This is a genomic window from Pandoraea sp. ISTKB, from assembly GCF_001721285.1.
Taxonomy (GTDB): Bacteria; Pseudomonadota; Gammaproteobacteria; order Burkholderiales; family Burkholderiaceae; genus Pandoraea; species Pandoraea capi.
The window spans coordinates 1-25,172 of record NZ_MAOS01000056.1 but is presented as its reverse complement, the minus strand read 5'-3'; the positions used below and the strand labels follow the sequence as shown (position 1 = coordinate 25,172).

General features: G+C 62.0%; 25 protein-coding genes. 12 read left to right on the top strand and 13 right to left on the bottom strand.

The window, feature by feature from the left end:
- The first annotated feature begins 199 nt into the window (after nt 1-199).
- On the top strand, nt 200-1,054 hold the full coding sequence (locus A9762_RS20960; RefSeq protein WP_139133329.1) for an IclR family transcriptional regulator: 855 nt from the start codon (nt 200-202) through the stop codon (nt 1,052-1,054).
- Between the two features lie 245 nt (nt 1,055-1,299).
- Complete coding sequence (locus A9762_RS20955) at nt 1,300-1,776, top strand: OsmC family protein (protein ID WP_069343937.1); 477 nt, start codon at nt 1,300-1,302, stop codon at nt 1,774-1,776.
- Nucleotides 1,777-1,800: 24 nt separating this feature from the next.
- On the opposite strand, the gene A9762_RS28975 is transcribed toward A9762_RS20955, so the two are convergent.
- Complete coding sequence (locus tag A9762_RS28975; protein WP_170836292.1) at nt 1,801-1,947, bottom strand: hypothetical protein; 147 nt, start codon at nt 1,945-1,947, stop codon at nt 1,801-1,803.
- A gap of 202 nt (nt 1,948-2,149) precedes the next feature.
- Here A9762_RS28975 and A9762_RS20950 point away from each other — a divergent pair, with 202 nt between their 5' ends.
- The 6 genes from A9762_RS20950 (at nt 2,150) to A9762_RS20925 (ending at nt 9,198) form a co-directional block, all read left to right on the top strand.
- On the top strand, nt 2,150-2,947 hold the full coding sequence (locus tag A9762_RS20950; protein WP_069343936.1) for an alpha/beta fold hydrolase: 798 nt from the start codon (nt 2,150-2,152) through the stop codon (nt 2,945-2,947).
- 268 nt (nt 2,948-3,215) lie between these two features.
- Nucleotides 3,216-3,806 (top strand): flavin reductase family protein, encoded by a 591-nt coding sequence (locus A9762_RS20945; RefSeq protein ID WP_069343935.1) that lies wholly within the window; start codon nt 3,216-3,218, stop codon nt 3,804-3,806.
- Nucleotides 3,803-5,440, top strand: coding sequence for a sensor domain-containing diguanylate cyclase (locus A9762_RS29240; RefSeq protein WP_240493654.1), 1,638 nt, complete (start codon nt 3,803-3,805; stop codon nt 5,438-5,440). Before A9762_RS20945 ends, A9762_RS29240 begins: the two co-directional genes overlap by 4 nt.
- Nucleotides 5,441-5,472: 32 nt before the next feature.
- On the top strand, nt 5,473-6,051 hold the full coding sequence (locus tag A9762_RS20935; protein WP_069343934.1) for a TMEM175 family protein: 579 nt from the start codon (nt 5,473-5,475) through the stop codon (nt 6,049-6,051).
- 65 nt (nt 6,052-6,116) lie between these two features.
- Complete coding sequence (locus A9762_RS20930) at nt 6,117-6,335, top strand: RNA-binding S4 domain-containing protein (protein WP_069343933.1); 219 nt, start codon at nt 6,117-6,119, stop codon at nt 6,333-6,335.
- A gap of 232 nt (nt 6,336-6,567) precedes the next feature.
- Nucleotides 6,568-9,198 (top strand): EAL domain-containing protein, encoded by a 2,631-nt coding sequence (locus A9762_RS20925; RefSeq protein ID WP_069343932.1) that lies wholly within the window; start codon nt 6,568-6,570, stop codon nt 9,196-9,198.
- A gap of 69 nt (nt 9,199-9,267) precedes the next feature.
- Here A9762_RS20925 and A9762_RS20920 read toward each other — a convergent pair whose 3' ends face one another.
- Nucleotides 9,268-9,501 (bottom strand): DUF3717 domain-containing protein, encoded by a 234-nt coding sequence (locus tag A9762_RS20920; RefSeq protein WP_069343931.1) that lies wholly within the window; start codon nt 9,499-9,501, stop codon nt 9,268-9,270.
- Between the two features lie 484 nt (nt 9,502-9,985).
- Between A9762_RS20920 and A9762_RS20910 the strand changes: the two genes are divergently transcribed.
- The 4 genes from A9762_RS20910 to A9762_RS20895 all read left to right on the top strand — a co-directional run bounded on the left by A9762_RS20910 (nt 9,986) and on the right by A9762_RS20895 (nt 11,830).
- Entirely contained in the window at nt 9,986-10,294 is a 309-nt protein-coding gene (locus A9762_RS20910; protein WP_069343929.1) for a hypothetical protein, read from the top strand.
- Between the two features lie 88 nt (nt 10,295-10,382).
- A complete protein-coding gene (locus tag A9762_RS20905; protein ID WP_069343928.1) occupies nt 10,383-10,703 on the top strand; it encodes a hypothetical protein in 321 nt (106 codons plus the stop codon).
- A gap of 419 nt (nt 10,704-11,122) precedes the next feature.
- Nucleotides 11,123-11,449 (top strand): hypothetical protein, encoded by a 327-nt coding sequence (locus A9762_RS20900; protein WP_069343927.1) that lies wholly within the window; start codon nt 11,123-11,125, stop codon nt 11,447-11,449.
- 186 nt (nt 11,450-11,635) lie between these two features.
- Nucleotides 11,636-11,830: a rubredoxin gene (locus A9762_RS20895; protein ID WP_039397716.1), complete on the top strand. Its 195-nt coding sequence runs from the start codon at nt 11,636-11,638 to the stop codon at nt 11,828-11,830.
- Nucleotides 11,831-11,957: 127 nt separating this feature from the next.
- Here A9762_RS20895 and A9762_RS20890 read toward each other — a convergent pair whose 3' ends face one another.
- The 11 genes from A9762_RS20890 to thrS all read right to left on the bottom strand — a co-directional run bounded on the left by A9762_RS20890 (nt 11,958) and on the right by thrS (nt 24,884).
- Nucleotides 11,958-12,212, bottom strand: a complete 255-nt coding sequence (locus tag A9762_RS20890; RefSeq protein WP_206093612.1) for a hypothetical protein — start codon at nt 12,210-12,212, stop codon at nt 11,958-11,960.
- Between the two features lie 164 nt (nt 12,213-12,376).
- Nucleotides 12,377-13,960 carry a sensor domain-containing diguanylate cyclase gene (locus A9762_RS20885; protein WP_083254154.1) on the bottom strand — a complete coding sequence of 528 codons (1,584 nt, stop codon included), beginning with the start codon at nt 13,958-13,960 and terminating at the stop codon, nt 12,377-12,379.
- Nucleotides 13,961-14,422: 462 nt separating this feature from the next.
- Complete coding sequence (locus A9762_RS20880) at nt 14,423-16,693, bottom strand: EAL domain-containing protein (RefSeq protein ID WP_240493653.1); 2,271 nt, start codon at nt 16,691-16,693, stop codon at nt 14,423-14,425.
- A 333-nt stretch (nt 16,694-17,026) separates the two neighbouring features.
- Nucleotides 17,027-17,431, bottom strand: a complete 405-nt coding sequence (locus A9762_RS20875; protein WP_069343924.1) for a MerR family transcriptional regulator — start codon at nt 17,429-17,431, stop codon at nt 17,027-17,029.
- An 80-nt stretch (nt 17,432-17,511) separates the two neighbouring features.
- Complete coding sequence (locus tag A9762_RS20870) at nt 17,512-17,904, bottom strand: integration host factor subunit alpha (RefSeq protein ID WP_069343923.1); 393 nt, start codon at nt 17,902-17,904, stop codon at nt 17,512-17,514.
- A gap of 62 nt (nt 17,905-17,966) precedes the next feature.
- Entirely contained in the window at nt 17,967-20,405 is a 2,439-nt protein-coding gene (gene pheT, locus A9762_RS20865; RefSeq protein WP_069343922.1) for a phenylalanine--tRNA ligase subunit beta, read from the bottom strand.
- 86 nt (nt 20,406-20,491) lie between these two features.
- Nucleotides 20,492-21,505: a phenylalanine--tRNA ligase subunit alpha gene (pheS, locus tag A9762_RS20860; protein ID WP_069343921.1), complete on the bottom strand. Its 1,014-nt coding sequence runs from the start codon at nt 21,503-21,505 to the stop codon at nt 20,492-20,494.
- Between the two features lie 139 nt (nt 21,506-21,644).
- Entirely contained in the window at nt 21,645-22,004 is a 360-nt protein-coding gene (gene rplT, locus A9762_RS20855) for a 50S ribosomal protein L20 (protein WP_010806048.1), read from the bottom strand.
- 25 nt (nt 22,005-22,029) lie between these two features.
- Nucleotides 22,030-22,227, bottom strand: coding sequence for a 50S ribosomal protein L35 (gene rpmI / locus A9762_RS20850; protein WP_010806049.1), 198 nt, complete (start codon nt 22,225-22,227; stop codon nt 22,030-22,032).
- A gap of 178 nt (nt 22,228-22,405) precedes the next feature.
- The gene (infC, locus tag A9762_RS20845; RefSeq protein WP_072617484.1) at nt 22,406-22,924 is read right to left on the bottom strand and encodes a translation initiation factor IF-3; all 519 of its coding nucleotides are present in this window, start codon (nt 22,922-22,924) and stop codon (nt 22,406-22,408) included.
- Nucleotides 22,925-22,976: 52 nt separating this feature from the next.
- Nucleotides 22,977-24,884, bottom strand: a complete 1,908-nt coding sequence (gene thrS / locus A9762_RS20840) for a threonine--tRNA ligase (RefSeq protein WP_069343920.1) — start codon at nt 24,882-24,884, stop codon at nt 22,977-22,979.
- Between the last annotated feature and the right edge of the window lie 288 nt (nt 24,885-25,172).

Here is a 25,172-nt window from a genome sequence, read left to right as displayed (position 1 = left end):
TTTGACGGAATATTTAGCGAATGAATGCGCCCTTTCGTTTCGTGTCAGCGTCTCGGGATAATCCCTAACTTATGATGATTATTGGTAGTTTTTGCAGGTTTCGAGGCGTCACGCCAGTTTCCAAGCCATATCGGCTTGCGCTAGTATTCCGTTTGACGGAATATTCGAGACCCTGATGAGCACCTCCGACTCACCCCGCATGACCGACGTGAAGGAAGCGTCGCCCGCAGAATCCGCCGGCGCAGGCATTCTGCAACGCACGTTCGCGGTCATTCGCGCCCTCGGCGTCGCCAAACCCGAAGGCGAGCGCGTCACCCATATCGCCAAGGCCGTCGGTCTGAGTCAGGCTACGGTGCACCGGATTCTTCACGCCCTCATTGCCGAACAGGTCGTGGAGCAGGACGAGACGTCCAAGCTCTACCGGTTGAGCATCGATTTCTTCGCCATGGCCGCGCAGGCGGGCAACCCGAGCGGCATGCGCACGCTGTGCCGCCCGTCGCTGCTGCGTCTGTGCGCAAGCCTCGGCGACACGATCTTCCTGCTCGTGCGCAGCAGCTTCGATGCGGTCTGTCTCGACATGTGCGAAGGCCCCTTCCCGATCCGCTCGTTCACGGGTGACATCGGCGGACGCGTCGCGCTGGGCGTCGGTCAGGGCAGTCTTGCGATTCTGGCGTTCCTGCCGGAAGCCGAGCGCGAGGAGATCATTCGCTTCAACGTGCCGCGCTTGCGCGGTTACGGCGTGCTCGACGAGGTCTACCTGCGCACCGAGATCGAACGGGTGCGCCAGTTGGGGTATGCCGGGAGCAACAGCGGTGTGCTCGATGGCATGGCGGGGGTCGCGGTACCGGTCTTCGACCGTACGGGGCACGCTGTCGCCGCGCTGAGCGTCGGCACGCTGGCCGCGCGTCTGTCGCAGGATCGTTTGCCGATGGTGGTGGAATTGCTGCGACGTCAGGCCGAGTTGATCGGCCCGCAGACCAATCCGTTCGACGTCGCGATGCGCCGCCCGATGCACGGCCTCACGCGTGCGCTCACGACGGAACCGCTGGCCTGAGCCGACGATAATCCGGCTCGGTTTCCGACGTCCCCCGTCCTTTCGACCGACGATGATCCCTGCGGCGCCGCCTTCGGGCCAGGTCCGACGAGATCCGGCCTTTTGATGGCCGAAAATGACCGGCGCACTGCGTGCTGACCTGCGAGAATCGCGAACGGGCACGGGCACGGCGGCATCCGCCAGCCGGCCCTCAGTAGAGACAGCGCTGGCAACAGCGACAACGGCGACAGGAGCGGAGGCAAGTCATGGCATCAGGCGAACACGAGTACCGCGTCGAGGTGGAATGGATCGGCAATGAAGGCAGCGGGACCTCGGGCTATCGCGCATACGGGCGCAATCATGAGATTCGCGCAGACGGCAAACCGTCGATTCCCGGCTCGGCCGACCCCGCCTTTCGTGGCGATGCGACACGCTGGAATCCCGAGGATCTGCTGGTCGCATCTGCGAGTGCCTGCCACAAGCTCTGGTATCTGCATCTGTGCGCCGAAGCGGGCATCGTCGTCGAACGGTATCGCGACAACGCCCTGGGCACCATGATCGACACCGCGACCGAAGGACGCTTCACCCGGATCGTGCTGCGTCCGCATGTCACGATTCGCGCCGGCGGCGACGTCGCACTCGCCGAGCACCTGCATCACACCGCGCACGAGAAGTGCTACGTGGCCAATTCGGTCAATTTCCCCATCGACTGCGAACCGGTGATCGAGACGATCGAGGTGTGAGTGGCGACGGCCGAATGAGAGAGATCAGCGGCAGGCGAGCGAGCACCCTGCCGCGCCGATCACGGCAGCAGCGCCGACGGCGGTACCCAGCAGGAACGTTTGTGCCGAGCTTGCGCACCCCTGCAATCCTGTCGCCCCGACCAACAAGGCAGTGACGATCAGCCGGCGCATACGGTCTCCCATTTTGATGTTGGCGCATGGTAAGGCCACAACGTGTAGCGTGGCGTGATTCGTAAGGTCGGGAAATGCAAAACCGCGGGACCATTGACTCTCGTCCAACGGATTGATAAGATCGGTTCACTTTCAAAACGCCCTCCCGGTCCGCCGGGAGGGCGTTTCGTTTTGGTTCCACTCAACAACATGGAACCTTGAAATGAAAGCAGCCTTCGACATCCACGCCAGCACCGGCAACCTCCTCGGCCACGTCCGTTACGGCGACGGCCCCACGCACGTGCTAGTCATGCACGACTGGCTCGGCGACCACACCAGCTTTGACACCACCCTGCCCTGGCTGGACGCTCACGCCTTCACCTATGTCTTCGTCGACTTGCGCGGCTACGGGCATTCCATCGACATGACCGGCGAATTCACCGTGCCGGAAATTGCGGCAGATTGCCTCCGGCTCGCCGATCATCTCGGCTGGCAGCGCTTTCACGTCATCGGTCACTCGATGACGGGCATGGTGACGCAACGTCTGGCGGCGGACGCCCCGTCGCGCATCGCGAGCGCCATCGCCGTGTGCCCGGTGTCCGCTGCCGGCAACCGTCTGAGTCCCGAAGCGCTCGCGTTCTTCGCAAGCACGACGCAGGACGATGACGCCCTTCGACGACTGTTCAAGTTCGTCACCGGCGGACTCTCGGATACGTGGGCCGATCGCAAGGTCCGGCAAAACCGTGATTCGGTCGCTCCCGCGTGCCGGATGAAGTACCTCGACATGCTGGTCACGGCGGACTTCGCCGATGACGTCCGAGGTCTGGAAACACCGTATCTGGTGATGGTCGGTGACAAGGACCCCGGACTCGATGCGCAAGCGATGGAGCGAACGTTTCTCGCATGGCATCCCAACGCGACATTGCAGGTGATGCCGAATTGTGGGCACTACCCGATGCAGGAATGCCCGCCGTATTTCGCGAGCGTCGTCGAGACATTTCTGAAGCGTCACGCCGCCTGAGACGCTTGCCGCTCTCAATAGACGCCGCACGGGGACCGGACTGGGACGAACGCATGAAATACTGCATGCAGATCTGATCCGGCACGCGCTCCCCGCACCGTGCCGTTTGTACGGCCCGCAGCTAACCCTGCGGGCCGCCTTTTTCCATTTCCTCGGACGTCAGTTCGCACGCCAGCCGTCGTTATGCACGCGGTCGGCAACTCTGCCACCGCGCTATCATGGGCCGCCCGATCAACACGATGCATCGAGATTGCACGGATTGCCCATCATGACCGAACGCCTGCCCGTAGAACTTCCGAAAGCGTACCGCCTGCTCAATCACGGCCCGACCGTGCTCGTCGGCAGCGCCCACGCCGAACGCCGCAATGTGATGGCGGCCGCCTGGTCGATGCCGCTGGATTTCTCGCCGCCGAAGGTCGCTGTCGTCATCGACCGCAACACGCTCACGCGGGAGCTGGTCGAAGCGTCGGGAGAGTTTTCGCTGAACGTGCCCGCGCGCCTCATCGCCCGCGAAACGCTCCACGTGGGGTCAGTTTCCGGCCGCGACACCGACAAGTTTGCGGACGGTTCCGGCGTGACGGCCTTCGCAGGCTCACACATCGGCGCCCCGCTGATCGACGGCTGCCTCGCATGGCTCGAATGCCGCGTGATCCCCGAGCCGCACAATCAGGATCGCTACGATCTGTTTCTCGGCGAAGTCGTGGCGGCGTGGGCCGATCCGCGCGCGTTTCGCGACGGGCACTGGCAGTTCGCGCCGGGCGTCTCGCGCAGTCTCCACTACATTGCCGGCGGCAACTTTTTCGAGACCGGCGAAGCGTTCGACATCTCACCCGACAGCCCTTCCACCGCCAACTCATGAGCCACACTCTGCCCACGCCGCGCGCCTCAGATCGCGCCGACGACGTTGCACAAGCCGCACACGCCGTGCAGGCTGCCCAGACGGCACAGCACGCCCTGGCGCGCTGGCGGGCGGGCAATTCCGTGGGCGAAACGGATGAAGTGAGCCCCGTAGTGAGCCCCGCAGTAAGCCCGATGAGCAGCGTCGGCGAAATGCATGGCATGGGTGATATGGACGCCGCAACAGGCGTCGCATCGTCGCAATTGCCAAGCGACTTCGGGCGCGGCAGAATTGACACCGTCACGGCTGTCTTCGATCGGGAGTCCACCTGGCTACGCGCCCGGTCGCAAGTCTCTCCCGCGACATCCGAGTCATCTGCGAGTCCGGCGTTTGCACGCCAGCGCCTTGAGCATCACCAGCATCACCAGCAACGCGAGAATTTCGGAACTTTCGAGTCTTTCGAACCTTTCGTGCAGTTGCCGGATCTGCGGCAGGAATTTCCGTCGCCGGCACTGCTGTCGTCTAACCGCTGGGCCCTGCCCACCCGTCGCGACATGACTGCATCCGGTGCCGATTCATCTGATTTCGACGACGCCCGCCAAGGCCTGCAACGGCTGGCGTCCCCTTCATCTGGCCGCATGAGCGGTCTCGGTGGTGCCGGCAGCGTCGGCCTCGACGAAGCCGAGCGCCTCGCCGCGCTACGCCGCTATGAGATCCTCGACACGCCGCCCGAGCCCGCGTTCGACCGTATCGTGCGACTAGCGTCTCATGTGCTCGGCACGCCGATCTCGCTCATCTCGCTGCTCGACGAGTCGCGCCAATGGTTCAAGGCGCGTCGCGGCATCGATGCGACACACACACCGCGCTCGATGGCCTTCTGTTCGCATGCGATTCTCAGCGACGACGTGCTCGTCGTGCCGGATGCCCGTGCCGACCGGCGCTTTGCCGACAACCCGCTGGTCACGGGCGATCCGAACATCCGCTTCTACGCCGGCGCCCCGCTGCGCACGCCCGAAGGGCATCGGCTCGGCACCTTGTGCGTGATCGACCGCCGTCCTCGCGATCTCGACGACGAGAAGCGCGCCCTGCTCGCCGACCTTTCCTCGCTCGTGGTCGACGAACTCGAACTTCGCCGCGTGAACCGGGTACTGGGCGACATGGCGATGCGCGACGGCCTGACGGGTCTGCTCAACCGCCGGGCGTTCCTGATGCAGGCCGAGCGCCAGTTCGCCACTGCACGCGCCCAGCAGCGCCGACTGTCGGTGCTGATGCTCGACATCGATCATTTCAAGGCCGTCAACGATACGTGGGGGCATGCTATCGGCGATCGCGTCATCGTCGAACTGACGCTGGTCTTGCGGGCGGCACTGCGCAAGAGTACTGTGATCGGCCGTCTGGGCGGCGAGGAATTCGCCGTGCTGTTGCCCGAGACCGATGCGCGCCGTGCGGCCCAGGCGGCCGAGCGCATGCTGAGCGCGATCAACGGCGCGAGCGTGCCGGGTCCGAACAGTGCGACCCCTGTGCGGTTTTCCGCGAGCATCGGCGTGAGCAGCCTCACCCCGGACGACGCCGACTTCGGCACGCTGCTGCAACGCGCTGACCGCGCGCTGTATGCGGCCAAGCAGGCCGGCCGCAACCGCGTGGCCGTGCTGTGACACCCCTACCGTACTGACGAATCGACGAAAGCATGGGCAAAAGCCGACTGGAAGCCTTCAGCGATGGCGTAATCGCCATCATCATCACGATCATGGTGCTGGAAATGAAAGCACCGCACGGCAGCGAACTGGCCGACCTCCTGCCGGTCGCGCCCACGTTCCTGACCTACATCCTCAGCTATGTCTACGTGGGCCTTTACTGGAACAACCACCACCATCTTTTCCAGGTGGTGCAAAAGGTCTCCGGCGGCGTACTCTGGGCCAATCTGCATCTGCTCTTCTGGCTGTCGCTGATTCCGTTCGTCACGCACTGGCTGGGCGAAAACCACTTCACCGCGTGGCCGACGGCACTCTACGGCGTGGTGCTCTGCATGGCGGCCATTGCTCACTTCATTCTGTCGCGCGCCCTGCTGGCCGTGCACGACGGCGGCAACAAGCGGCTCGCCGCAGCCCTCGGGCGCGATTACAAGGGCAAGCTCTCGGTCGTGGTGTATGCCGTGGCCATCGGGCTGGCGTTCGTGGTGCCGGCAGTTTCACTCGCGCTGTATGCGCTGATGGCCGCCGTGTGGCTGATTCCCGACCGCCGTCTCGAACACGTGATCGACGCCTGAGCGTCTGAACCGATGCGCGACACCTGTCGACGCGCATCGGGTTTTTACGTAGTATCCGCTCCACTATGCAAAACGTAACTTTTGAATTGACGGGCGAATTCGTCGCCCTGAACGACCTGCTCAAACTCACCGGTGTCGTCGACTCCGGCGGCGCGGGCAAGGTCCTCGTGGCCAACGGCGAAGTCACGGTCGACGGCCAACTGGAAACGCGCAAGACCTGCAAGATCCGCGCGGGTCAGACCGTCGCCGTGGGCGGGATCCGCATTCGCGTCAAGGCGGCCTGAGCGCGTTCTCGGCCCAACCGGCGGGAAAGTCTCGCGAAGGTCGCCCAATACCGTCCGCCGACCGCTTTTCTTCCGTCTGTCGTATTGCCCGGGACGCCATCGTCACGTGACGTCTCCCGGTTTCTCCCACGTGAGCCTGCCCCCGCAGGTCGCTATACTTGAAAGCGATTTTGGCGTGTCAGCCCCAGTCACACCCGACAATGTCCTCAGGACGTCCGAGGAGGTCCGCTCGATGGTCGCGCCCGGTTCACCGTCCGCCGTCGGCGCCACACCGGCGCCAGGGCGCGAAGCGTTGCTCGAAGCACTCGACCGCTCGCTGGGCATGCTCACGCTCACGCCGGATGGCACCGTCGTCGATGTCAACGACAAACTCCTCGGTGTCTTCGGGTACACACGCGACGCGCTGATCGGCAAACGCCACGCCATGCTGTGCGATCCGCTCGACGACACCTGCGGCGACGCACTCGCCCAAGTCGTCAGCACCCGACGCTCGCACACCGATCAGGTACGGCGTCTTCGCCGCGACGGCAGCGCGCTCTGGCTCGAAGCCACTTACAACCCCGTATTCGACGACGACGGCAATCTCACTTACGTGATCAAGTTCGCCGTGGACGTGACCGAGCGCGTGGCGCGCCAGGCCGCCGACGACGCCCGCCTGCACCTGCTCTCGCTCGGCGTCGACGAGACGGACAACGCCGTGCTCATCACCGACGCACAGGGCAGCGTCTGTTACGTGAATGCAGGCTTCACGCGCATGCTCGGCTATGCCGCGAGCGAGGTGCTCGGCAAATTGGCGCATGCCCCGTTCGCCGATGCGCCGTTGGGCGAGTTCGCCGACGACGCGTCGGCGGTCGACATCCGGCAGGCGCTCTCGGGGTGTCTGGTTGCCGCCCGCGACGGCCGCAGTTGCCATTGCGAAGTGCTCGTACGGACCGCGCAGCGTCAGCCGCTGTGGGTCTCCGTTGTCACGAACCCGATTCTGGATACCCACGGCAAGCTCGTGAATGCCGTGGTGCTGTTCACCGACATCACGCAATCGAAGATTCAGGAAGTGTTGCAGCACAAGGCGCTGGCCGCGATGGTGCGCGATGCACCGCTCGTGGAAGTGCTCACGCTCGTGTGCCGCGAACTGGAGCAGATCGCCCCCGAGGTCATGGCCTCGGTCGTGCGGGTCGACGCCGAGGGCCGGTTGCGCCCGCAAGCCGGGCCAAGTCTGCCCGCGCAATACCATAAGACGATCGACGGCGTTGCCATCGGGCCGAACGTGGGCACCTGCGGCACGGCGGCCTTTCTGGCGCGCCCCGTCATCGTGACCGACATTGCGAACGACCCGCGCTGGGCGGATTTTCGGGAGATGGCCACCGAGTTCGGACTGGCGGCGTCATGGGCCATGCCGATCATTGCGAACGACGGGCGGGTGCTCGGCGTGCTGGCGTTCTATTACCGCACCGTGCGCGGCCCGAATGCGCTGCACGAGCGTCTGGTCGACGTGTGCGTGCATCTCTGCAAGCTCGCCTTCGAGCGCGACGAATCGCGCACGCGTATTCGTCAGTTGGCGTTCTCCGACAGCCTGACCGGCCTGCCCAACCGCAGCATGCTCGGCGTGCTCGCCGCACAGGCCATTGCCAGCGCGACGGAATTGAACACGCGCATGGCCGTCATCTTCATCGATCTGGACCGATTCAAGCAGGTCAACGACTCGCTCGGTCATCAGGCGGGAGACGTGCTGCTGCGCACGATCGCCCAGCGTCTGCGCCGGGCGCTACGTGGTGCGGACATCGTCGCGCGACTCTCGGGCGACGAGTTCGTGGCCGTGCTCACAGAGTGCGACCCGGAGCGGCTCGACATCGCCATCGAACGTATGCGCAGCGCCCTCACGGCGCCGTGCCAGATCGACGGGGTGACGCTGGTCCCGTCGGGCAGCTTCGGCATCAGCCTGTTTCCGAATCACGGTCGCGAATTCGACATCCTGCTGCAACATGCCGACATGGCGATGTATCAGGCAAAGATGACGAGTCCGGGCAGCGTGCGCTTCTACAGCGAAGACATGAATATCCACGCGCAGGAGCGCCTCGAACTCGAGACCGCCATGCGCGACGCCCTTCGTCTGGGCAAGCTCGAACTCTTCTATCAGCCGCAGATCAATCTGCTCGACGACTCGGTGTACGGGGCGGAAGCGCTCACGCGCTGGAAACATCCGCAACACGGTGACGTGCCGCCGTCGCGCTTCATCGCGCTTGCGGAAGAATGCGGACTGATCGGCGAACTGGGGACGTGGACGCTGCGCGAGTCGTGCCGTCAACTGGCCGATTGGCGGCGGCGCGGCATCGGCATCAGCAATGTGTCGGTCAACCTGTCGCCGACCAATTTCCACGACCACGATCTGCCGCGCACGATTGCCGAGGCGCTGGCCGATCACGAGTTGCCGCCGTCGTGCCTGGCCATCGAAATCACGGAAAGCGTGCTGATGGACCACAACCCGAGCACGTTGCGCATCATCGAGGAAGTCCACAACATGGGCGTGCGTCTCTCGATGGACGATTTCGGCACCGGCTATTCGAGTCTGGGGTATCTGCGGCGTCTGCCGGTCTCGGAACTGAAGCTCGATCGCAGCTTCGTCCATGACATTACACGCGACGAAACGGTACGTGCGCTGACCAATGCCATCATCAGCATCGGCCGCAACCTGCATCTCACCGTGGTCGCGGAAGGCGTGGAAGACGAAGCCCAGCGCGATCTGCTGGTCGCACAGGGCTATCGCGTCGCACAAGGCTATCTGTTCTCGCCTGCGCTATCGGCCGACGGTATCGAGCATTGGCTTGAGCAATGGTCTGCACGTCGGCATACGGCTCACCCGGCCTGAGTTCGATGGCTCCCGATGGATTTCGGCGCGCCGCGCTCCGGATTCATCCGCTGAACGCCAAGCGCCAATTCAAGGCGCGAGGCCCAACTCCATTTGATGCAAGGCCGTCTCGATCGCCTGACTTTGCTCGCCATTGAGGGCGTCGGCGGCAACGCTCGTCTCTCGACGATAGATCATCTCGCCATAAACGTTCGCCAACGCGCGTGCCGACGGGCAGAGCGACAGGTTGCTGTCGGCGGCCTGATGGCTTGTCCAGTAATTGATCGCCTGTTCGATGTCGGCGATGGAGTAGTTGGCTTTCATGGGATATCGTGTCTCGCCGTGGAGTGAATACTGTAATTATATACAGTATTCAGGGAGTCTGAGAATGCCTGCGTATTGGCATGGCACATGAAGCGCCTCGACGTCGATTCTCCAGTGCACGTTTCGGAACTGCAACACTTGATGCAGGTGAAGTGACTTCAGCTTGTGTCGCATCACGAATAACACCATACAAATCAAAAAGTTATCGAACCCGGCACGATATTGGCTTCTGGTTGCGGGAAACGTTGCACGATGCGCCATGCGCTTCGATGCGATCTCCCTCTCAACGATTGCCCCGACGGAGCCCATCATGCCGCCGAGACACGTCACACCGCCTCGCCACGACCTTCGACGCCCCCGGTCGACGGCAGTCGACCCAACCGCTGTTGCCGAATGGCGGCGCGTCGACCTTAGGGGAGTCCTCGCCCTCCTCATACTCGGTCTTCTGGCGCTGAGCGCATCGCCACTTGCCCGAGCGCAGTCGATGCCGCCGGCCTCCGCCACGCCCGTCGACGCATTTCATCAACCTTGTGTGGCCGTTCGGGCGATGCCGAACGCGCCGATCCCGGACAAGCGCCCCGCCGCCACTTCCGCCATGGCCGCCACGTTCACGGGCCAGCCGGTGCACAAGTGGCACGTCGACCTCGACAACCGGTGTGCCACGCCGCCCGCCTTCGCGCCGACGCGCGACGTCGACTCGACATCCGTCTGGTATGTCGATGCACCGGAGCGAAACCCCGGGATGTCGCAGCGACATCCCGGCGCGCTCACCTTGCATGGCGTGACGTCCTGAGCGATTGGCCATCACGTTTGCTATGCTGCGGCTTTCGCGTGTCGTCCCCATCGATTTCCGACACGCCTACCGCCTCTCATGAATCGCAATGTCCGCTAATACCCCTGAGCCTCGAGACACCGCCAACAAAGCCCGTCAAGCCAAGCCGGCCGCTGTCGACGTCACACCGCCGCCGCCGGGCGCCACGCCGCTCGCGTGGATCGGGCTGCTCGCTGCGGCCGCCTGGGTCCTCAAGAGTCCGAACCCCACCTGGGGTGTCGGGGTGCTGTGCCTTTGCGCGGGATTGATCTCGTCGTTCGGTGCACGCCGCCGCGCACGCGCCCCGTGGCCCGCCTTCTTCACGGGACTGTTGCCTGTCGGTGTTGCGCTGTTCTTCGCCCTGCTGATGCTGCGTCCACTGTTCCGGTGACACGTCACACAGGGGTCACGCCGCTGACATCGCGGCGAATCCCTGTCGCCCCCCTAAAGTTACCCACAGCTTCTGTGGATAACCCACTGGATAACCTCACACCACCCTCGCAGAACGCCCGTCGTTACACGCTGTCAAGAGGATTGCCCGTTTCAGCGTCAGCATTGGACAAATTTATTAGGCTTGACGTTTGCCACCGCTTCTGGCTCGTTTCCGGGGCACGTCTACCCTGCTTCCAAGCCGCCTTGTCACAGCTTTGACACGTCGAGAATCGGCGCGAAACAGCACGAGATGCTGCCAACCGCTCCCTGCCGATTCACGGCTCGGGTGCCCGGCATCGCGTGCACGGGAGGGTTCGCAGCACAAGGGAAACGGCCTATGATGGAGACATGCGACACCTCGCGAGGAGAACGTCTCGTATGACCCAATCCGACAAGCCGTCCGTCAACGCCACGCCTGCAGACGCCCGCACCGATACGCTCGACACATCGGTAACGGAAGCCGAACGCGTCCATCTGGACGAATTGCTCGCGCGACACTCGGTCACCGAAACCGTCGACCGGGCCTCCGTCATCGATCTGATCAAGCGGCTGCGCGAACCCGATGTGCAGACCTCGGAAGATCGCGATCGTGTCGTGAAGGAAAGCCGGTTGTGGAAGGAAGTCTCGCACCGCGATACCGCCATGTCCCTGCTGAACTCGCTGGCCCAGATGGCCCCGATCTTCCTCAACCAGATTCACTGGTGACGGTTGCCGCGCCGGCGTCTACCGGCGCATCCCCTGCCTTGGCGCCGCGGCGCTCCACTGGCATTTCCCCTTCGATCCATTGATCTGGATTAACTTTGCGCACCGGCGCCGGTTCGCGAACAGGACGATGTCGCGCTCGTGCCTTACAATGCGGGTCGCCCAAGTTTTCCCTGATGAATCGACATCATGACCACCACGCTGGACACCCCCACTGAATTCAAGAGCTGGATTTGCCTGATTTGCGGCTGGATCTATAACGAAGCCGAAGGCGCGCCGGACGACGGCCTCGCCCCCGGCACGCGCTGGGCCGATGTGCCCGCCGACTGGCGCTGCCCGGAGTGCGACGTGTCGAAGGAAGATTTCGCGCTGTCGGAGTTCTGACACGAGTCGGCGTTGCCCGGCCCGGGCGCGTTGGCTATGCCCTCGCCCCCGGGTAATGCTGCGATATCGGTCAGGTATCTGCAGTCAAGTGTCTGCGACGCCGAAGGTTCGGCTCGCAGATGCGGCATCAGTGATGCCAGCCCCACCCACGGCCACGCCCCCATCCGCGGTGATAGCCGCCCCCGTAGTACCCGCCCGACACGCCGAACGTGACAACCGGCGCCGGCGCCACGGCATAGCCCGGCGCGTAGTAACCAGGCGCGTAGTCGTATCCGCTGTAATATCCGCCGCCGTATGCGGGCGCCCCGTAAGGCACCGCCACACAACCGCCCAACAATAAGGCCACGGCAGCGCCGCCGGCCAGCATGAGTATGCGTTTCACGATGATGTCTCCTGCACGAACTATTCGGATCCTGCGTGACGAAGCATTCGCCACGCCTGCTTGATCCGTTAGACATGCGGGTTCCCGTGAAATGCGGGGAAAGGACTCGCTCTTTGGTTACCAAACGTGACATTGGTAACCGCAGCGAAACTGGACTGGCGGTCTTAGAACACCCAGCAGCGATCGCGTCCGGCGCGCTTGGCGCGATACAGCGCCATGTCGGCGCGCTCGACCATGTTCATCGGTGAATCTGTCTCCTGCCATTCAGTGATGCCGAAACTGGCCGAGAAGCGCAGCGGCGGTTCGCTGCCTTCCAGCGATTCACGTTTGCAGCGCTCACGAATCCGGTCGGCTACCCGTAGGGCATCGCGCTCGCTCGCGCCCGGCAGCAAAATCGCAAACTCCTCGCCACCGATGCGTCCGATCAGATCGTCACCGCGCAGTGTCGACGAGCAGACGAGCACAAACCGGCACAGCACCTGATCGCCGATGGCGTGCCCGTAGGTGTCGTTGATCGTCTTGAAGTGATCGAGATCGGCCACGATGAGGCTCATCGGTTCGTTCTTGCGTTGCGCGGCCTCCAGCAACTGCTCGAAACGATGGAAGAAGTAGCGCCGCGTGAGGCTACCGGTCAGTTCGTCGTAGCTGGCTTCGAACGCCAACTGGTTGTTCGCCGCACGGAGCTCTTCGTTTGATTGACGCATCTCGCGATGCTGCACACGCTCGCGCCAGTAAGTCCAGCCGGCCAGCGCCACGATGACGACACCGCCCAGGTACAGCAACAAGCACAGCGCCAGATCCTTGGCGTGCTGGCGCGTCAATGCATCCCAGGCTTCGACGTTCTCGACCGCATAGACCACCAGATCGTTACTCGAACTCGGACGCGACGAGATCACGAACGGCTTGTGCTGGTCGTTGAATTCGGACATCCGGTCGAGCAATTCCTGCGGCACCCAGGCATTGGAGCGCCCCGGCGCCCGCTTGAACTGCGAGATCGGCATGCGCGCGAAATCGTTACGCTGATACAACGCCAGACGCTCGACGTCAGACAGCGAACCGAGCTTGCCGTCGAGCATGAAGCGATTCTCGAAGCGCGGATCGTTGGCCATGATGACGACACCGTTGCCGTCGGTGATGAACGACTCCCCGCTGCCAACCCAATGGCGCAGACGCGTGAGTCCGATCTTGGTCATGACCACGCCGATCAGCGAACCGTCACGATAAATGGGGGCGCTGAAGTAAAGACCGGGCGCCTGCTGCTCCCAACCGGAGGCATAGCCCTCGAAGCGATCGCCGAGCAAGGCGTGTGTGACGTACGGAACACCGGCCACGGATTGCCCGATGGGAGATGGCGCATCACGATAGTTGCTTGCCGCCACACAGACGCCATTGGGGTCGAGCACCCACACGCGGTCTACACCGAAGTAGCCCTGCGCCCCGCGCAGAAATTCGTTGGCGCGCGCCACGATGTCCGCGCTCGCAGGGCGGGCGCCCGCTGCGGGCAGAACGTCACGCAACAAATCCACCTCGGCCAGTGTCGACGGGATGGCTCTGACCATCGACAAATCCGTGTTGATGGCGTGCACCATGCCGTCGGCAACGCGATCAGCGACCGTTTGCCCCGCATCGACACTCTGCGAGAGCTTGTCACCAACCAGAGACGTCGCCGTGCGGTCAGCGGCAACCCAGCAGGCGACCAGCACGCCGACCGAGACACAGGCGGCATAAAGCCAATGCCTTATCCTCATCCGAAAATCAAACGCTCGTTCTAATATTTTTCACTTATTACGTTGGCAAAGTATTCGCTTCAATCTAGTCGCGTTTCTGTCACTTCCCCGGACAGCGCATCTGGTCACGACCGGCATTCGTTGTGCCTGCGAATTCCTGCCAATTCTGGTCTGCGCGTCAAACACTTTTCCTCGTTTCCGATCCCCGGCTTGTCGCGCCCCGCGCCTTCGGATCCCTGCTACCTGCCATTGTCCACCCCGACAATTGCAGGCTGTTGACAGCCCGTCGCCCCTGCCCGATCTACTGCCGGTTGGGGCTGACGGCCATCCGTTCACGCCGTTTCAAACCATTGCGAGAACGAAGTGATTCTATAGTACTCCGACGATGATGCCGTATGAAAAACCGTCGAACATTCGAAATATTACCAATATCTATTTAACGTATTAACTAGCTCGGTTTTACGTTTATCATTTACTGCTTCTTTATCGGCAAATGCCAAATCGGGCAATTAGCGAATCCAGCTGCTCAATTTCCACCGGACGGGAAAATAAATAGCCTTGAGCGCTGAGTGGAACGAAGTGACGCAGCCAATCGAGTTGTCGTTCGTTCTCTACCCCCTCGACGATCAACTCGATGCCGAGCGAGCGGGCAATATTGACGATATTCGAAATCATCAGGCATGAGCGCGATGAATCGGGAATCGATTCGACGAACGAGCGATCGACTTTCAATGTGTCGACGGGAAAACGTGTCAGATAGGACAACGACGAGTAACCGGTGCCGAAATCATCCAGCGCAATGCGCAAACCGGCACGTTTGAACTGCTCGATCTTCATCTCCACGAGTGCCGGATTCTTCACCATCACCGATTCGGTGATTTCCAGTTCGAGCCGATGTGGCTCAATGGCGTATTCCTTGACCAGACGCTCGACCAGTTCCCCGATATCCCCCCGCCAGAACTGCACGGACGAGACATTCACGGCCAGCCGCAGCGAGCCCATCGGCGTATCGCGCCAGGCCACGAGTTGACGGCAGGCCTGCGTGAGCGCGAACTCGCCGATGGCCACGATCTGACCGGTCGTCTCCGCCAGCGGGATGAACTCGCCTGCGCTGAGCACCCCACGCTCCGGGTGACGCCAGCGAATCAGCGCTTCCATGCCGCAGATGCAATCGCTGCCGAGCGAAATGATCGGCTGATACGCCAGGAAGAACTCCCCGTTCGCCAGCGCCTGCTCCATCTGACGCTCCCAGACGACCAGTTGATGGGCCTGATACGTCATTTGCTGCGTATAGACGCGCACCACGCTCTTGCCGGCCTCCTTGGCCGAGTACATCGCGAGATCCGCCTTCTTGATGAGATCCGCCTCGGTCTCTTCAGGCTTGGACCAGAACGTCACCCCGATGCTCGCATGCAGCGCAAACGACGTGCCGTCCGCCACCATGGGCGCCTTTAGCGCCGCCAGCAGCGTTTCCCCCAGCGGCTCGGCTTGTTCGGGCGCTCCATCGCCTTCGAGCAGCACCATGAACTCGTCGCCGGCGAAACGCGCAAGCATCGCCCCGGCGGGCATACGGGGAATGAAACGCTCCGAGACCTGCCGGATGATCTCGTCGCCCTGCGAATGGCCAAGCGTGTCGTTCACACTCTTGAAGTTGTCGAGATCGATGTGCAGCAGGGCGACCTTGCCCAGTTGATCGGGACTCGACAGCGACTGGCGTAACGACTCCATCAACGCATAGCGGTTCGGCAGACCGGTGAGCGCGTCGTAGGAAATGAGCCTTGTGAGTTGCTGATCCCGGCCGATCAGACGTTGCATCAGGTAGGCGATGAGCGCGAAGAACACCACGAGCGCCACCGAAATGAACGTCGCCATCGTGAGATAGACACGCTCGACGTGACGGTACTCGGACAACTCCTCATCAAGCGACAACCCCACCTGTACTGCGAGCGGGTAATCGCGCAAATGGCGATAGGCGACGATGCGCTCCACGCCATCGATCGGATCGCGCTGCACACCGGAACTCCGTTGCTCGGCGGTGAACGGCGGCAACTCGCCGGTCCCGGTAATGGCGACGCTCGCGCCGGTGCTACGCGCGAGCAACGCGCCATCGTCCGCAATCACGGCGATCTGCCCGTACTGCCCGAGCACGGCGTTCGTATAGAAATCGGACGTGAAGTAACTCGGCTCCTGCGACACCACGACCACCCCTGCGAAGGTGCCGTCGGGATTGTTCAGGCGTCGGCTGAACTGGAGCACCCACTTGCGCGAGACGCGACCGAAGACCGGGTGACTGATGAACAAACCGTCGCTCTCGTCGTCGAGATGCACTCGAAAATGCTCGCGATCGGCAATGTTCACGCCCGCAGTGCCAGGCATCGTGGCGGTGACGATGTTGCCTTTGGCATCCGCCACGCTCACGAGCACCATGTAGCGCTCGGACACGATGCCGTCGGAAAGCGTCTGCTTCAGATTGAAATCGTTGTGGCGGCGTTCGTACTCATACTTCACGAAGCGCGTGATCTGATCGACCTGACGAATGGCGCGCAAGGTCTGTTGTTCCAGCGCGGTGGAGACCGTCGATGCCGACGCCGCCGTGTCACGCAGAATGGCTTTGTGCTCGATGGAGATGCGCCAGAGCACCGCCGTCCAGAGGAGGACAAGGATCAGGAGACCGAAAATCAGGATCGCGACGATCGAGCGATAGGAAGTCGCCCAACGTCCGCGTCGCGCTCCCATCATGCTCGGTTCCGCCATAGGTCGAGATCCTTTCTGCCCTCGCGCCCCCGCGCGATAAGGTCGGTATTGGCCCGTTCGTTAAGAGGATCCAGGCGACGCCACTGACGGGCGCCATGTTTCCGGCAAGTGTAAGGCAATCGCCTCGCCCCCGGAAGTCGTTCTGTATCGTCTCAATCGGGGGATGTATGGCGTTCATCGTGCCGGACGAGCGTCACCCCGCCGTGAAGCGTGCCTTATCTCGGATTACGGAAGTTTCGGCCACCGCCGCATTAGGAGAATCCCGGATCCGGCGAGCACCAGGACGTGACGCCGGATAGACCGAATAGGCCGGATAAGCCGGACGACCCCGGCTCAGGACTTCAGCAGGTCGATGACGGATTCAAGGCGGCGGCGCAGGTCGCCTACGTCGAGCGCCCCTTCGTCCATTACCGCTGTATCGGCAGTCGCCTGACCAGACGCCTGGGCGCTGGCGGCACTGGATGCGCGGGCACCGCGGGGCGTGTCCGCCTCCAGACGATTGCGTGCGCCGTTGATGGTGAAGCCCTGCTCATAGAGCAGTTCCCGGATTCGCCGGATCAGCAGGACTTCGTGATGTTGGTAGTACCGTCGGTTGCCGCGTCGCTTGACCGGACGCAGCTGCGTGAACTCTTGCTCCCAATAGCGCAGCACATGCGGCTTGACACCACATAGCTCGCTCACCTCACCGATGGTGAAGTAACGCTTGGCGGGAATCGGCGGCAAGGCAACGTGATCCATCGCGGCGTTAGCGGAATGGGACGACGGTTAAATTGCGGACGAAAAACCAGCGGCCGCCACAGAATGCGGCGGCCGGGGAATTACTTGCTCAGTACGCCAGACTCGACCATCGACTTGAGCTTCTGGCTGGCGTGGAAGGTGACGACACGACGCGCAGCGATCGGAATCTCCTCGCCCGTCTTCGGATTCCGGCCCGGCCGTTTTGGCTTGTCGCGCAGTTGGAAGTTACCGAAGCCGGACAGCTTGACGCTGTCACCGGACTCAAGCGCATCGCGAATCGATTCGAAGAAGGCTTCGACCATATCCTTCGCTTCGCGCTTGTTCAGACCGACGTGCTCGAACAGCAGCTCAGCCAGTTCGGCCTTCGTCAGTGTCGGCGCCTCGGTCGAGACCTCGTTCACTTCGCTGCGGCCCAGCGCAATCCGCTGCGCCGCAAGCATGGCTTCAAATTCACCAGGATTCATTTCGTTCATACGTCCCACGCGATGGCGATGACAGTGCGATAACCCACTCGCACCCGGATTTTTACTGAGCTTTAGGCGCGCAAACGTGCGCCAAACCCTTCTACCCGTTGTACCAGTGCGTTAATGGCGCCCTGGACCGTCTCGTCCTGCAACGTACCCGAGGGGTCTTGCAGAGTAACACGAAACGCCACGCTTTTGTCCTGCGCTCCCAGCGAGCCCGACGCCGCGCCGGCCTTGGGCCGGAACTCGTCGAACAGGCGCACCGATTGCACTACGTTGCACGCCGGATCGTCCTGACGTGCGGCGAGCATGGCATCGAGCAACACCTGCACCGGCTGCGACTGATCGACCACCAGGGCAATGTCACGGGTGACAGGCGGGAACTTCGAGATGTCCTCGTAGCTTGCCACGTCACGACCGAACAACGCCTCGGCTTCGATTTCGAACAGCACCGGTGCGTGCGGCAGATCGTACTTTTGCTGCCAGCGCGGGTGAAGTTCACCGATGAAGCCCACGCGCTTGCCATCCACTTCGATCGCAGCACTGCGCCCCGGATGCAGCGCCGGATGCTCAGCCTTCACGAAACGTGCCGTGCGCGGTGCCAGCAACGCTTCGAGATCGCCCTTCACGTCGAAGAAATCGACCTGACGTGCTGCCGCACCCCACTGCTCTTCGAGCACCGGACCATAAGCCAGTGCGGCAACCGTCAGCGGCTGACGATAACCGCCAACGCTCAACTCGCCCGATGCCACCGTGTTGTCACGGTGATAGGTGCGACCGATTTCGAACACGCGAACGCGCGATGCCTTGCGATTCAGGTTGTAGCGTGCCGTCGCAATCAGGCTGCCGATGAGCGTCGAGCGCATCACGGCAAGGTGACTCGCGATCGGATTGAGCAACTTTATCGGATTGTCATTGCCCGCAAAGTCGGCTTCCCATTCCACGTCGACAAAGCTGAAACCAACCGTCTCGTGATAGTCACGCGCGGCGACGGCATGACGAACGGCATGCTGCGAACGGCGGCCTTCCTGCGTGGGACGCATTTCGCTCGCTGCCACCGGCGGATTGGCCGGAATGCGGTCGAAACCGTAAATGCGCGCAATCTCTTCGATCAGATCTTCTTCGATCTCGATGTCGAAACGGTACGACGGCGGCGTCACTTCGAACACGCCATCCTGCAACGTGAACGGCAGGCCGAGACGCGTGAAGATCTCGCTCATCTCCTGCTCGGAGACCGGCACGCCCAGGATCTTGACGGCACGCGCCACGCGCATCTTCACCGGCTGACGCTCGGGCAGCTTCGCAACCTGGTCTTCCAGCGGACCCGCCTGACCACCGCAAATCTCGAGCACCAGTTGCGTTGCGCGTTCAAGCGCACGCACATTGCCCGCGAAGTCGACACCGCGCTCAAAGCGATGCGACGCATCGCTCGTGAAGTTGTATTTGCGTGCACGTCCCTGAATTGCCTGCGGGAAGAAGAACGCGCCTTCCAGGAAGATGTTCTGCGTCTCCAGACCAGCCTTCGTCGAATCACCGCCCATGATGCCTGCCAGGCCGATCGGGCCGCTGGCGTCGGTGATCGCGAGCGTGCTCTCATCGAGCGTCACGGTCTGTTCGTTGAGCAGCTTGAGCGTTTCACCCGCACGACCGAAGCGCACATCGATCCCGCCTTGCAGACGGTTCAGATCGTAGACGTGCAACGGTTGGCCCAGTTCGAGCATCACGTAGTTGGTGATGTCGACCAACGCCGAGATGCTGCGCTGGCCAGCGCGCTCGAGGCGTTCGACCATCCAGCGCGGCGACGGTGCGGCGGCATTGACGTTACGGATGATGCGACCACCGAAGCGGCCGCAGCCGTCCGGCGAGCTGATGCGCACGGGCAACGTGTCGGCGATGGTCGCCGCTTGCGCGCCCTGCCCCGGCAGATCCTTGAGCGGAGCGCCGGTGATGGCAGCGACTTCACGCGCCACGCCGAGCAGCGACAGGCAATCCGCCTTGTTAGGGGTGAGCTTGACGACGAACACCGTGTCGTCGAGATCGAGATACTCGCGGATGTTCATGCCGACCGGCGCATCTTCCGGCAGGATCATCAGGCCGGCGTGATCTTCCGAGAGCTTCAGCTCGCGTGCCGAGCACAACATGCCGAAGCTCTGCACGCCGCGCAGCTTGCCGATCTTGATCTGGAACGGTGCACCGCCGGCTTCTGCCGGCGGCAATGCTGCGCCCACGGTCGCGCAAGGCACCTTGATGCCCGGTGCAACGTTCGGCGCTCCGCACACGATGGTGAGCGTCTCGCCGGTGCCAGCATCCACCTGGCAGACATTCAGACGGTCGGCATCCGGATGACGGGCGACTTCGAGCACCTTGGCCACGACCACGCCGTGAAACGGCGGGGCGACCGGATCGGTTTCTTCGACTTCCAGCCCGGACATCGTCAGGGCGTGCGCCAACGCGTCCGTCGACAAATCCGGGTCGACCAGGGTACGCAGCCACGATTCAGAGAATTGCATGGATCAGTTCGCTCGCAGTTAAGTCTTCACTTCCGGCAGCCCGGCGGCAGCGACGTTGCGCGCCAGCCAGGGGCAACCGGTATCGATTACATGAATTGGCGCAGGAAGCGCAGGTCGTTCTCGTAGAACAGGCGCAGGTCCTGCACGCCGTAACGCAACATCGTGAGTCGCTCCAGACCCGAACCGAACGCGAAACCGATGTAGCGCTCGGGATCGAGCCCCATGTTGCGGATCACCGTCGGATGCACCTGCCCCGAACCCGAGATCTCAAGCCACTTGCCGGCGTTCTTGCCGGTCTCGAACTGCATGTCGATCTCGGCGGACGGTTCGGTGAACGGGAAGTACGACGGGCGGAAACGCACCTGAATGTCGTCGCGCTCGAAGAACTTGCGGAGGAAGTCGGTGTACACACCCTTCAGGTCGGCGAAGCTGATGTCTTCGGCGATCCACAGCCCCTCGACCTGATGGAACATCGGCGAGTGGGTGGCATCGGAGTCAACGCGATACGTACGGCCCGGCGCGATCACCTTGATCGGCGGCTTGTTCATGCGCGCGTAGCGCACCTGCATCGGGCTCGTGTGCGTGCGCAGCAGCAACGGCTTGCCGGCGTCGTCATTGCCTTCGACATAGAAGGTGTCCTGCATCGAACGGGCCGGGTGATTTTCCGGGCTGTTCAGCGCAGTGAAGTTGAACCAGTCGGATTCGATCTCGGGGCCGTCGGCCACGTCGAAACCAATGGAACGGAAAATCTGTTCAACGCGCTCCCAGGTGGTGAGCACAGGGTGCAGGCTGCCAGCGCCCAGGCCTCGGCCGGGCAGCGTGACGTCGATAGCCTCGGCGGACAGGCGCGCATCGAGCAGCGCGTCGGCCATGGCCTGACGGCGCGCCTGCAAGGCGCCTTCGATCTGTTGCTTGGCCGCATTGATCCGTGCGCCTTCGGTCTTGCGCGCTTCGGGATCGAGCTTGCCGAGGCCCTTGAGCAACTCGGTCAGCTGACCGGTCTTGCCAAGAAAGCGGGCTTTCTCGTTTTCCAGTGCGGCGGCGTCGGGAGCGGCGGCGAATGCACGCTGCGCTTCGCTGACGATAAGTTCCAGATCCATATGCTACAGACTCAGGTTAGGCGGTCGGAGTGGCCGCATGTTCAAGCAAAAAAGCGGGCGAAAAACAAAAGGGGGCTCCGATGAGAGCCCCCTCCTGGCGAATGGCGCGCGATAAAACGCGCTATACGCTAACTACAGCTTAGGCTGCGACGGCGGCTTTCACCTGGGCGACAATCGCGGCAAATGCCGGCTTGTCGTTGATGGCCATGTCGGACAGCACCTTGCGGTCGAGTTCGATCGAGGCCTTCTTCAGACCAGCGATGAACACGCTGTAGGTCATACCGTGCTGACGCACACCTGCATTGATACGCGCAATCCACAAAGCGCGGAACACACGCTTCTTGTTACGGCGATCGCGATAGGCGTATTGCCCAGCGCGCATGACCGCTTGCTTGGCGATGCGGAAGACGTTATTGCGGCGGCCGCGGAAACCCTTGGCTGCTGCGATGACTTTCTTATGGCGGGCCCGTGCGGTGACCCCACGTTTGACTCGAGGCATGTTTCTCTCCTATCTAAGTCGGGGTTTAAGCGAAGGGCAGCATTGCGCGTACGGAGTTCAGATCAGACTCATGAACGCCGACGGCACCGCGCAGGTGACGCTTATTCTTGGTGGTCTTCTTCGTCAAAATGTGACGCTTAAAGGCCTGACCACGCTTAACGGTACCGCCAGGACGCACGCGAAAGCGCTTCTTGGCACCGCTCTTGGTTTTCATCTTGGGCATGAAAAACTCCAGGGTTTTTAACATGATCACAGGTGTGACGCCAAAATCGCGCCCCTTTCAGGACCTGGGACCACTTATTTTCAGGGTCTGACTGCACCCTGCATCGCTGCTGCGGTCCTTGCGGACTACAGCGGCAATTCCTTACTGCCTGACGGCGCCACTCGGCACCACCACGGCCTTATTTCTTCTTCGGCGCGATGACCATGATCATCTGACGGCCTTCCATCTTCGGCATCTGTTCCGGCTGGCCGAACTCTTCGAGATCGGACTTCAGACGTTCCAGCATACGAGCACCGATTTCCTGGTGAGCCATCTCACGACCGCGGAAACGCAGCGTGATCTTGGTCTTGTCGCCGTCTTCGAGGAAACGCTTCAGATTGCGCAGCTTGACGTTGTAGTCACCGTCGTCGGTGCCAGGACGGAATTTGACTTCCTTGATCTGGACAACCTTCTGCTTCAGCTTGTTCTCGTGCGCTTTCTTCTGTTCCGAATACTTGAATTTGCCGTAATCCATCAGACGGCAAACCGGCGGATTCGCGGTCGGTGCAATTTCCACCAGATCGACATCAGCCTCTTCGGACAGACGGAAAGCTTCTGCCAGTTTCACAATGCCGAGCGGCTCGTTGTCGACGCCATTTAGACGCACTTCGGGCGCAGTGATTTCGCCGTTGATGCGATGCGACTTATCGGTAGCGATGTTGCTTATCCTCGAAAAAAGTCAAAAATTTAGCCGCGCTGTCCGACAGGCGTTATTGGAACGATGCGCAATCCTGCGCAAGACGTTCGATGAGCGCGTCAACGGGCATCACACCCAGATCCACGCCGCCACGGGCACGCACGGCTACCGTATTCCCCTCCTGCTCTTTATCCCCCACTACGATGAGATAGGGAACTTTCTGCAAGGAGTGCTCGCGTATTTTATAGCTAATTTTCTCGTTGCGCAAATCGCTCCGAGCCCTAAGCCCTTGTTCTTTCAACTTTTTCGTCACTTCCTGAGCGTAATCGGCCGTTTTTTCCGAGACATTCATGACGATCACCTGCTCCGGCGCGAGCCAGACCGGCAATGCACCAGCATGGTGCTCGATCAGAATACCGATGAAACGCTCGAGCGACCCGAGGATCGCGCGGTGAAGCATGACGGGGCGCTTGCGGCTGTTGTCCTCGGCGACGTACTCGGCGTCGAGACGCTCAGGCATCGAGAAGTCGACCTGCATCGTGCCGCACTGCCACTGACGACCCAGCGCGTCCTTGAGCGTGTATTCGATCTTCGGACCGTAAAACGCCCCGTCGCCCTCGGCAATCTCGAATTCACAACCCGAACGGCGCAGCGATTCCATCAACGCAAATTCGGCCTTGTCCCAGTTCTCGTCGGAACCGACACGATGCTCAGGGCGCGTGGCGACCTTGTAGATCATGTCCGTAAAGCCGAAATCCTTGTAGACGGCATGCAACAGCGCCGTGTAGTTCACGCACTCGTCGAGGATCTGATCTTCCGTACAGAAAATGTGACCGTCGTCCTGCGTGAACCCGCGCACGCGCATCAAACCGTGCAAACCGCCCGACGGCTCGTTGCGATGACATTGCCCGAACTCGCCGTAGCGCAGCGGCAGATCGCGATAGCTATGCAACGCCGAATTGAAAATCAGAACGTGCCCAGGACAGTTCATCGGCTTCAGCGCATAAGCGCGATTCTCCGACTCCGTCGTGAACATGTTGTCCTTGTAGTTCTCCCAGTGCCCCGACTTTTCCCAGAGAGAGCGGTCGAGAATCTGCGGCCCCTTCACTTCCTGATACCCGTTGTTGCGATAGACGCGACGCATGTACTGCTCAACCTGCTGCCAGAGCGTCCAGCCCTTCGGGTGCCAGAAGATGAGACCGGGCGCCTCTTCCTGCATATGGAAGAAGTCCAGCGCACGGCCGAGTTTGCGGTGATCGCGCTTCTCCGCCTCTTCGAGCATATGCAGATACGCGTCCTGGTCTTCCTTCTTCGTCCAGGCCGTGCCATAGATACGCTGCAACTGCTCGTTCTTCGCATCGCCGCGCCAGTAGGCGCCGGCAACCTTCATCAGCTTGAATACCTTGAGCTTGCCCGTCGACGGCACGTGCGGACCACGGCACAGGTCGACGAACTTGCCTTCGCGATACAGGCCGATCTCATCCGTTGCCGGAATCGATTCGATGATCTCCGCCTTGTACTTCTCGCCCATCGACATGAACAGACGCACGGCGTCGTCGCGCGACATCACTTCGCGCGTGACGGGCTCGTCCTTCTTGGCGAGCTCATGCATCTTCTTCTCGATGGCTTCGAGGTCTTCCGGCGTGAAAGCACGGTGGAACGAGAAGTCGTAGTAGAAGCCGTTGTCGATGACCGGACCGATCGTGACCTGCGCCTCGGGGAACAACTCCTTGACGGCATATGCCAGCAAGTGAGCCGTCGAGTGACGAATGATGTCCAGGCCGTCGGCATCCTTATCCGTGACGATGGCGAGACTCACGTCGCGATCGATCAGATAAGACGTGTCGACCAGCTTGCCGTCGACGCGACCTGCGAGGGCCGCCTTGGCCAGCCCCGTGCCGATCGAGCCGGCCACTTGCGCCACCGTGAGCGGGGCTTCGTACTGGCGTTGCGAACCGTCAGGCAAACGTACCGAAATCATGTCGCACTCCCATGCGCAAAAACGTCACGCGCGGCCCACGCCACGCGGCAAACCACGAAAAAAAACGGCCTCGACTGTCGTCGAGGCCGTCTCTTCATTCCTTGCATCCAGACGAAAAACACCCTCGACTTAACGTCGCACCTTCACCACTGTGAAAGTTCGGGCAGTCTTCAACATGAGTGTTTTCCAGCGCCTGTGTCTGCGGGGTTTCGCGGACTGTAATGCATTAAATTTCGTTGGTAGGCTCGATTGGATTCGAACCAACGACCCCCACCATGTCAAGGTGGT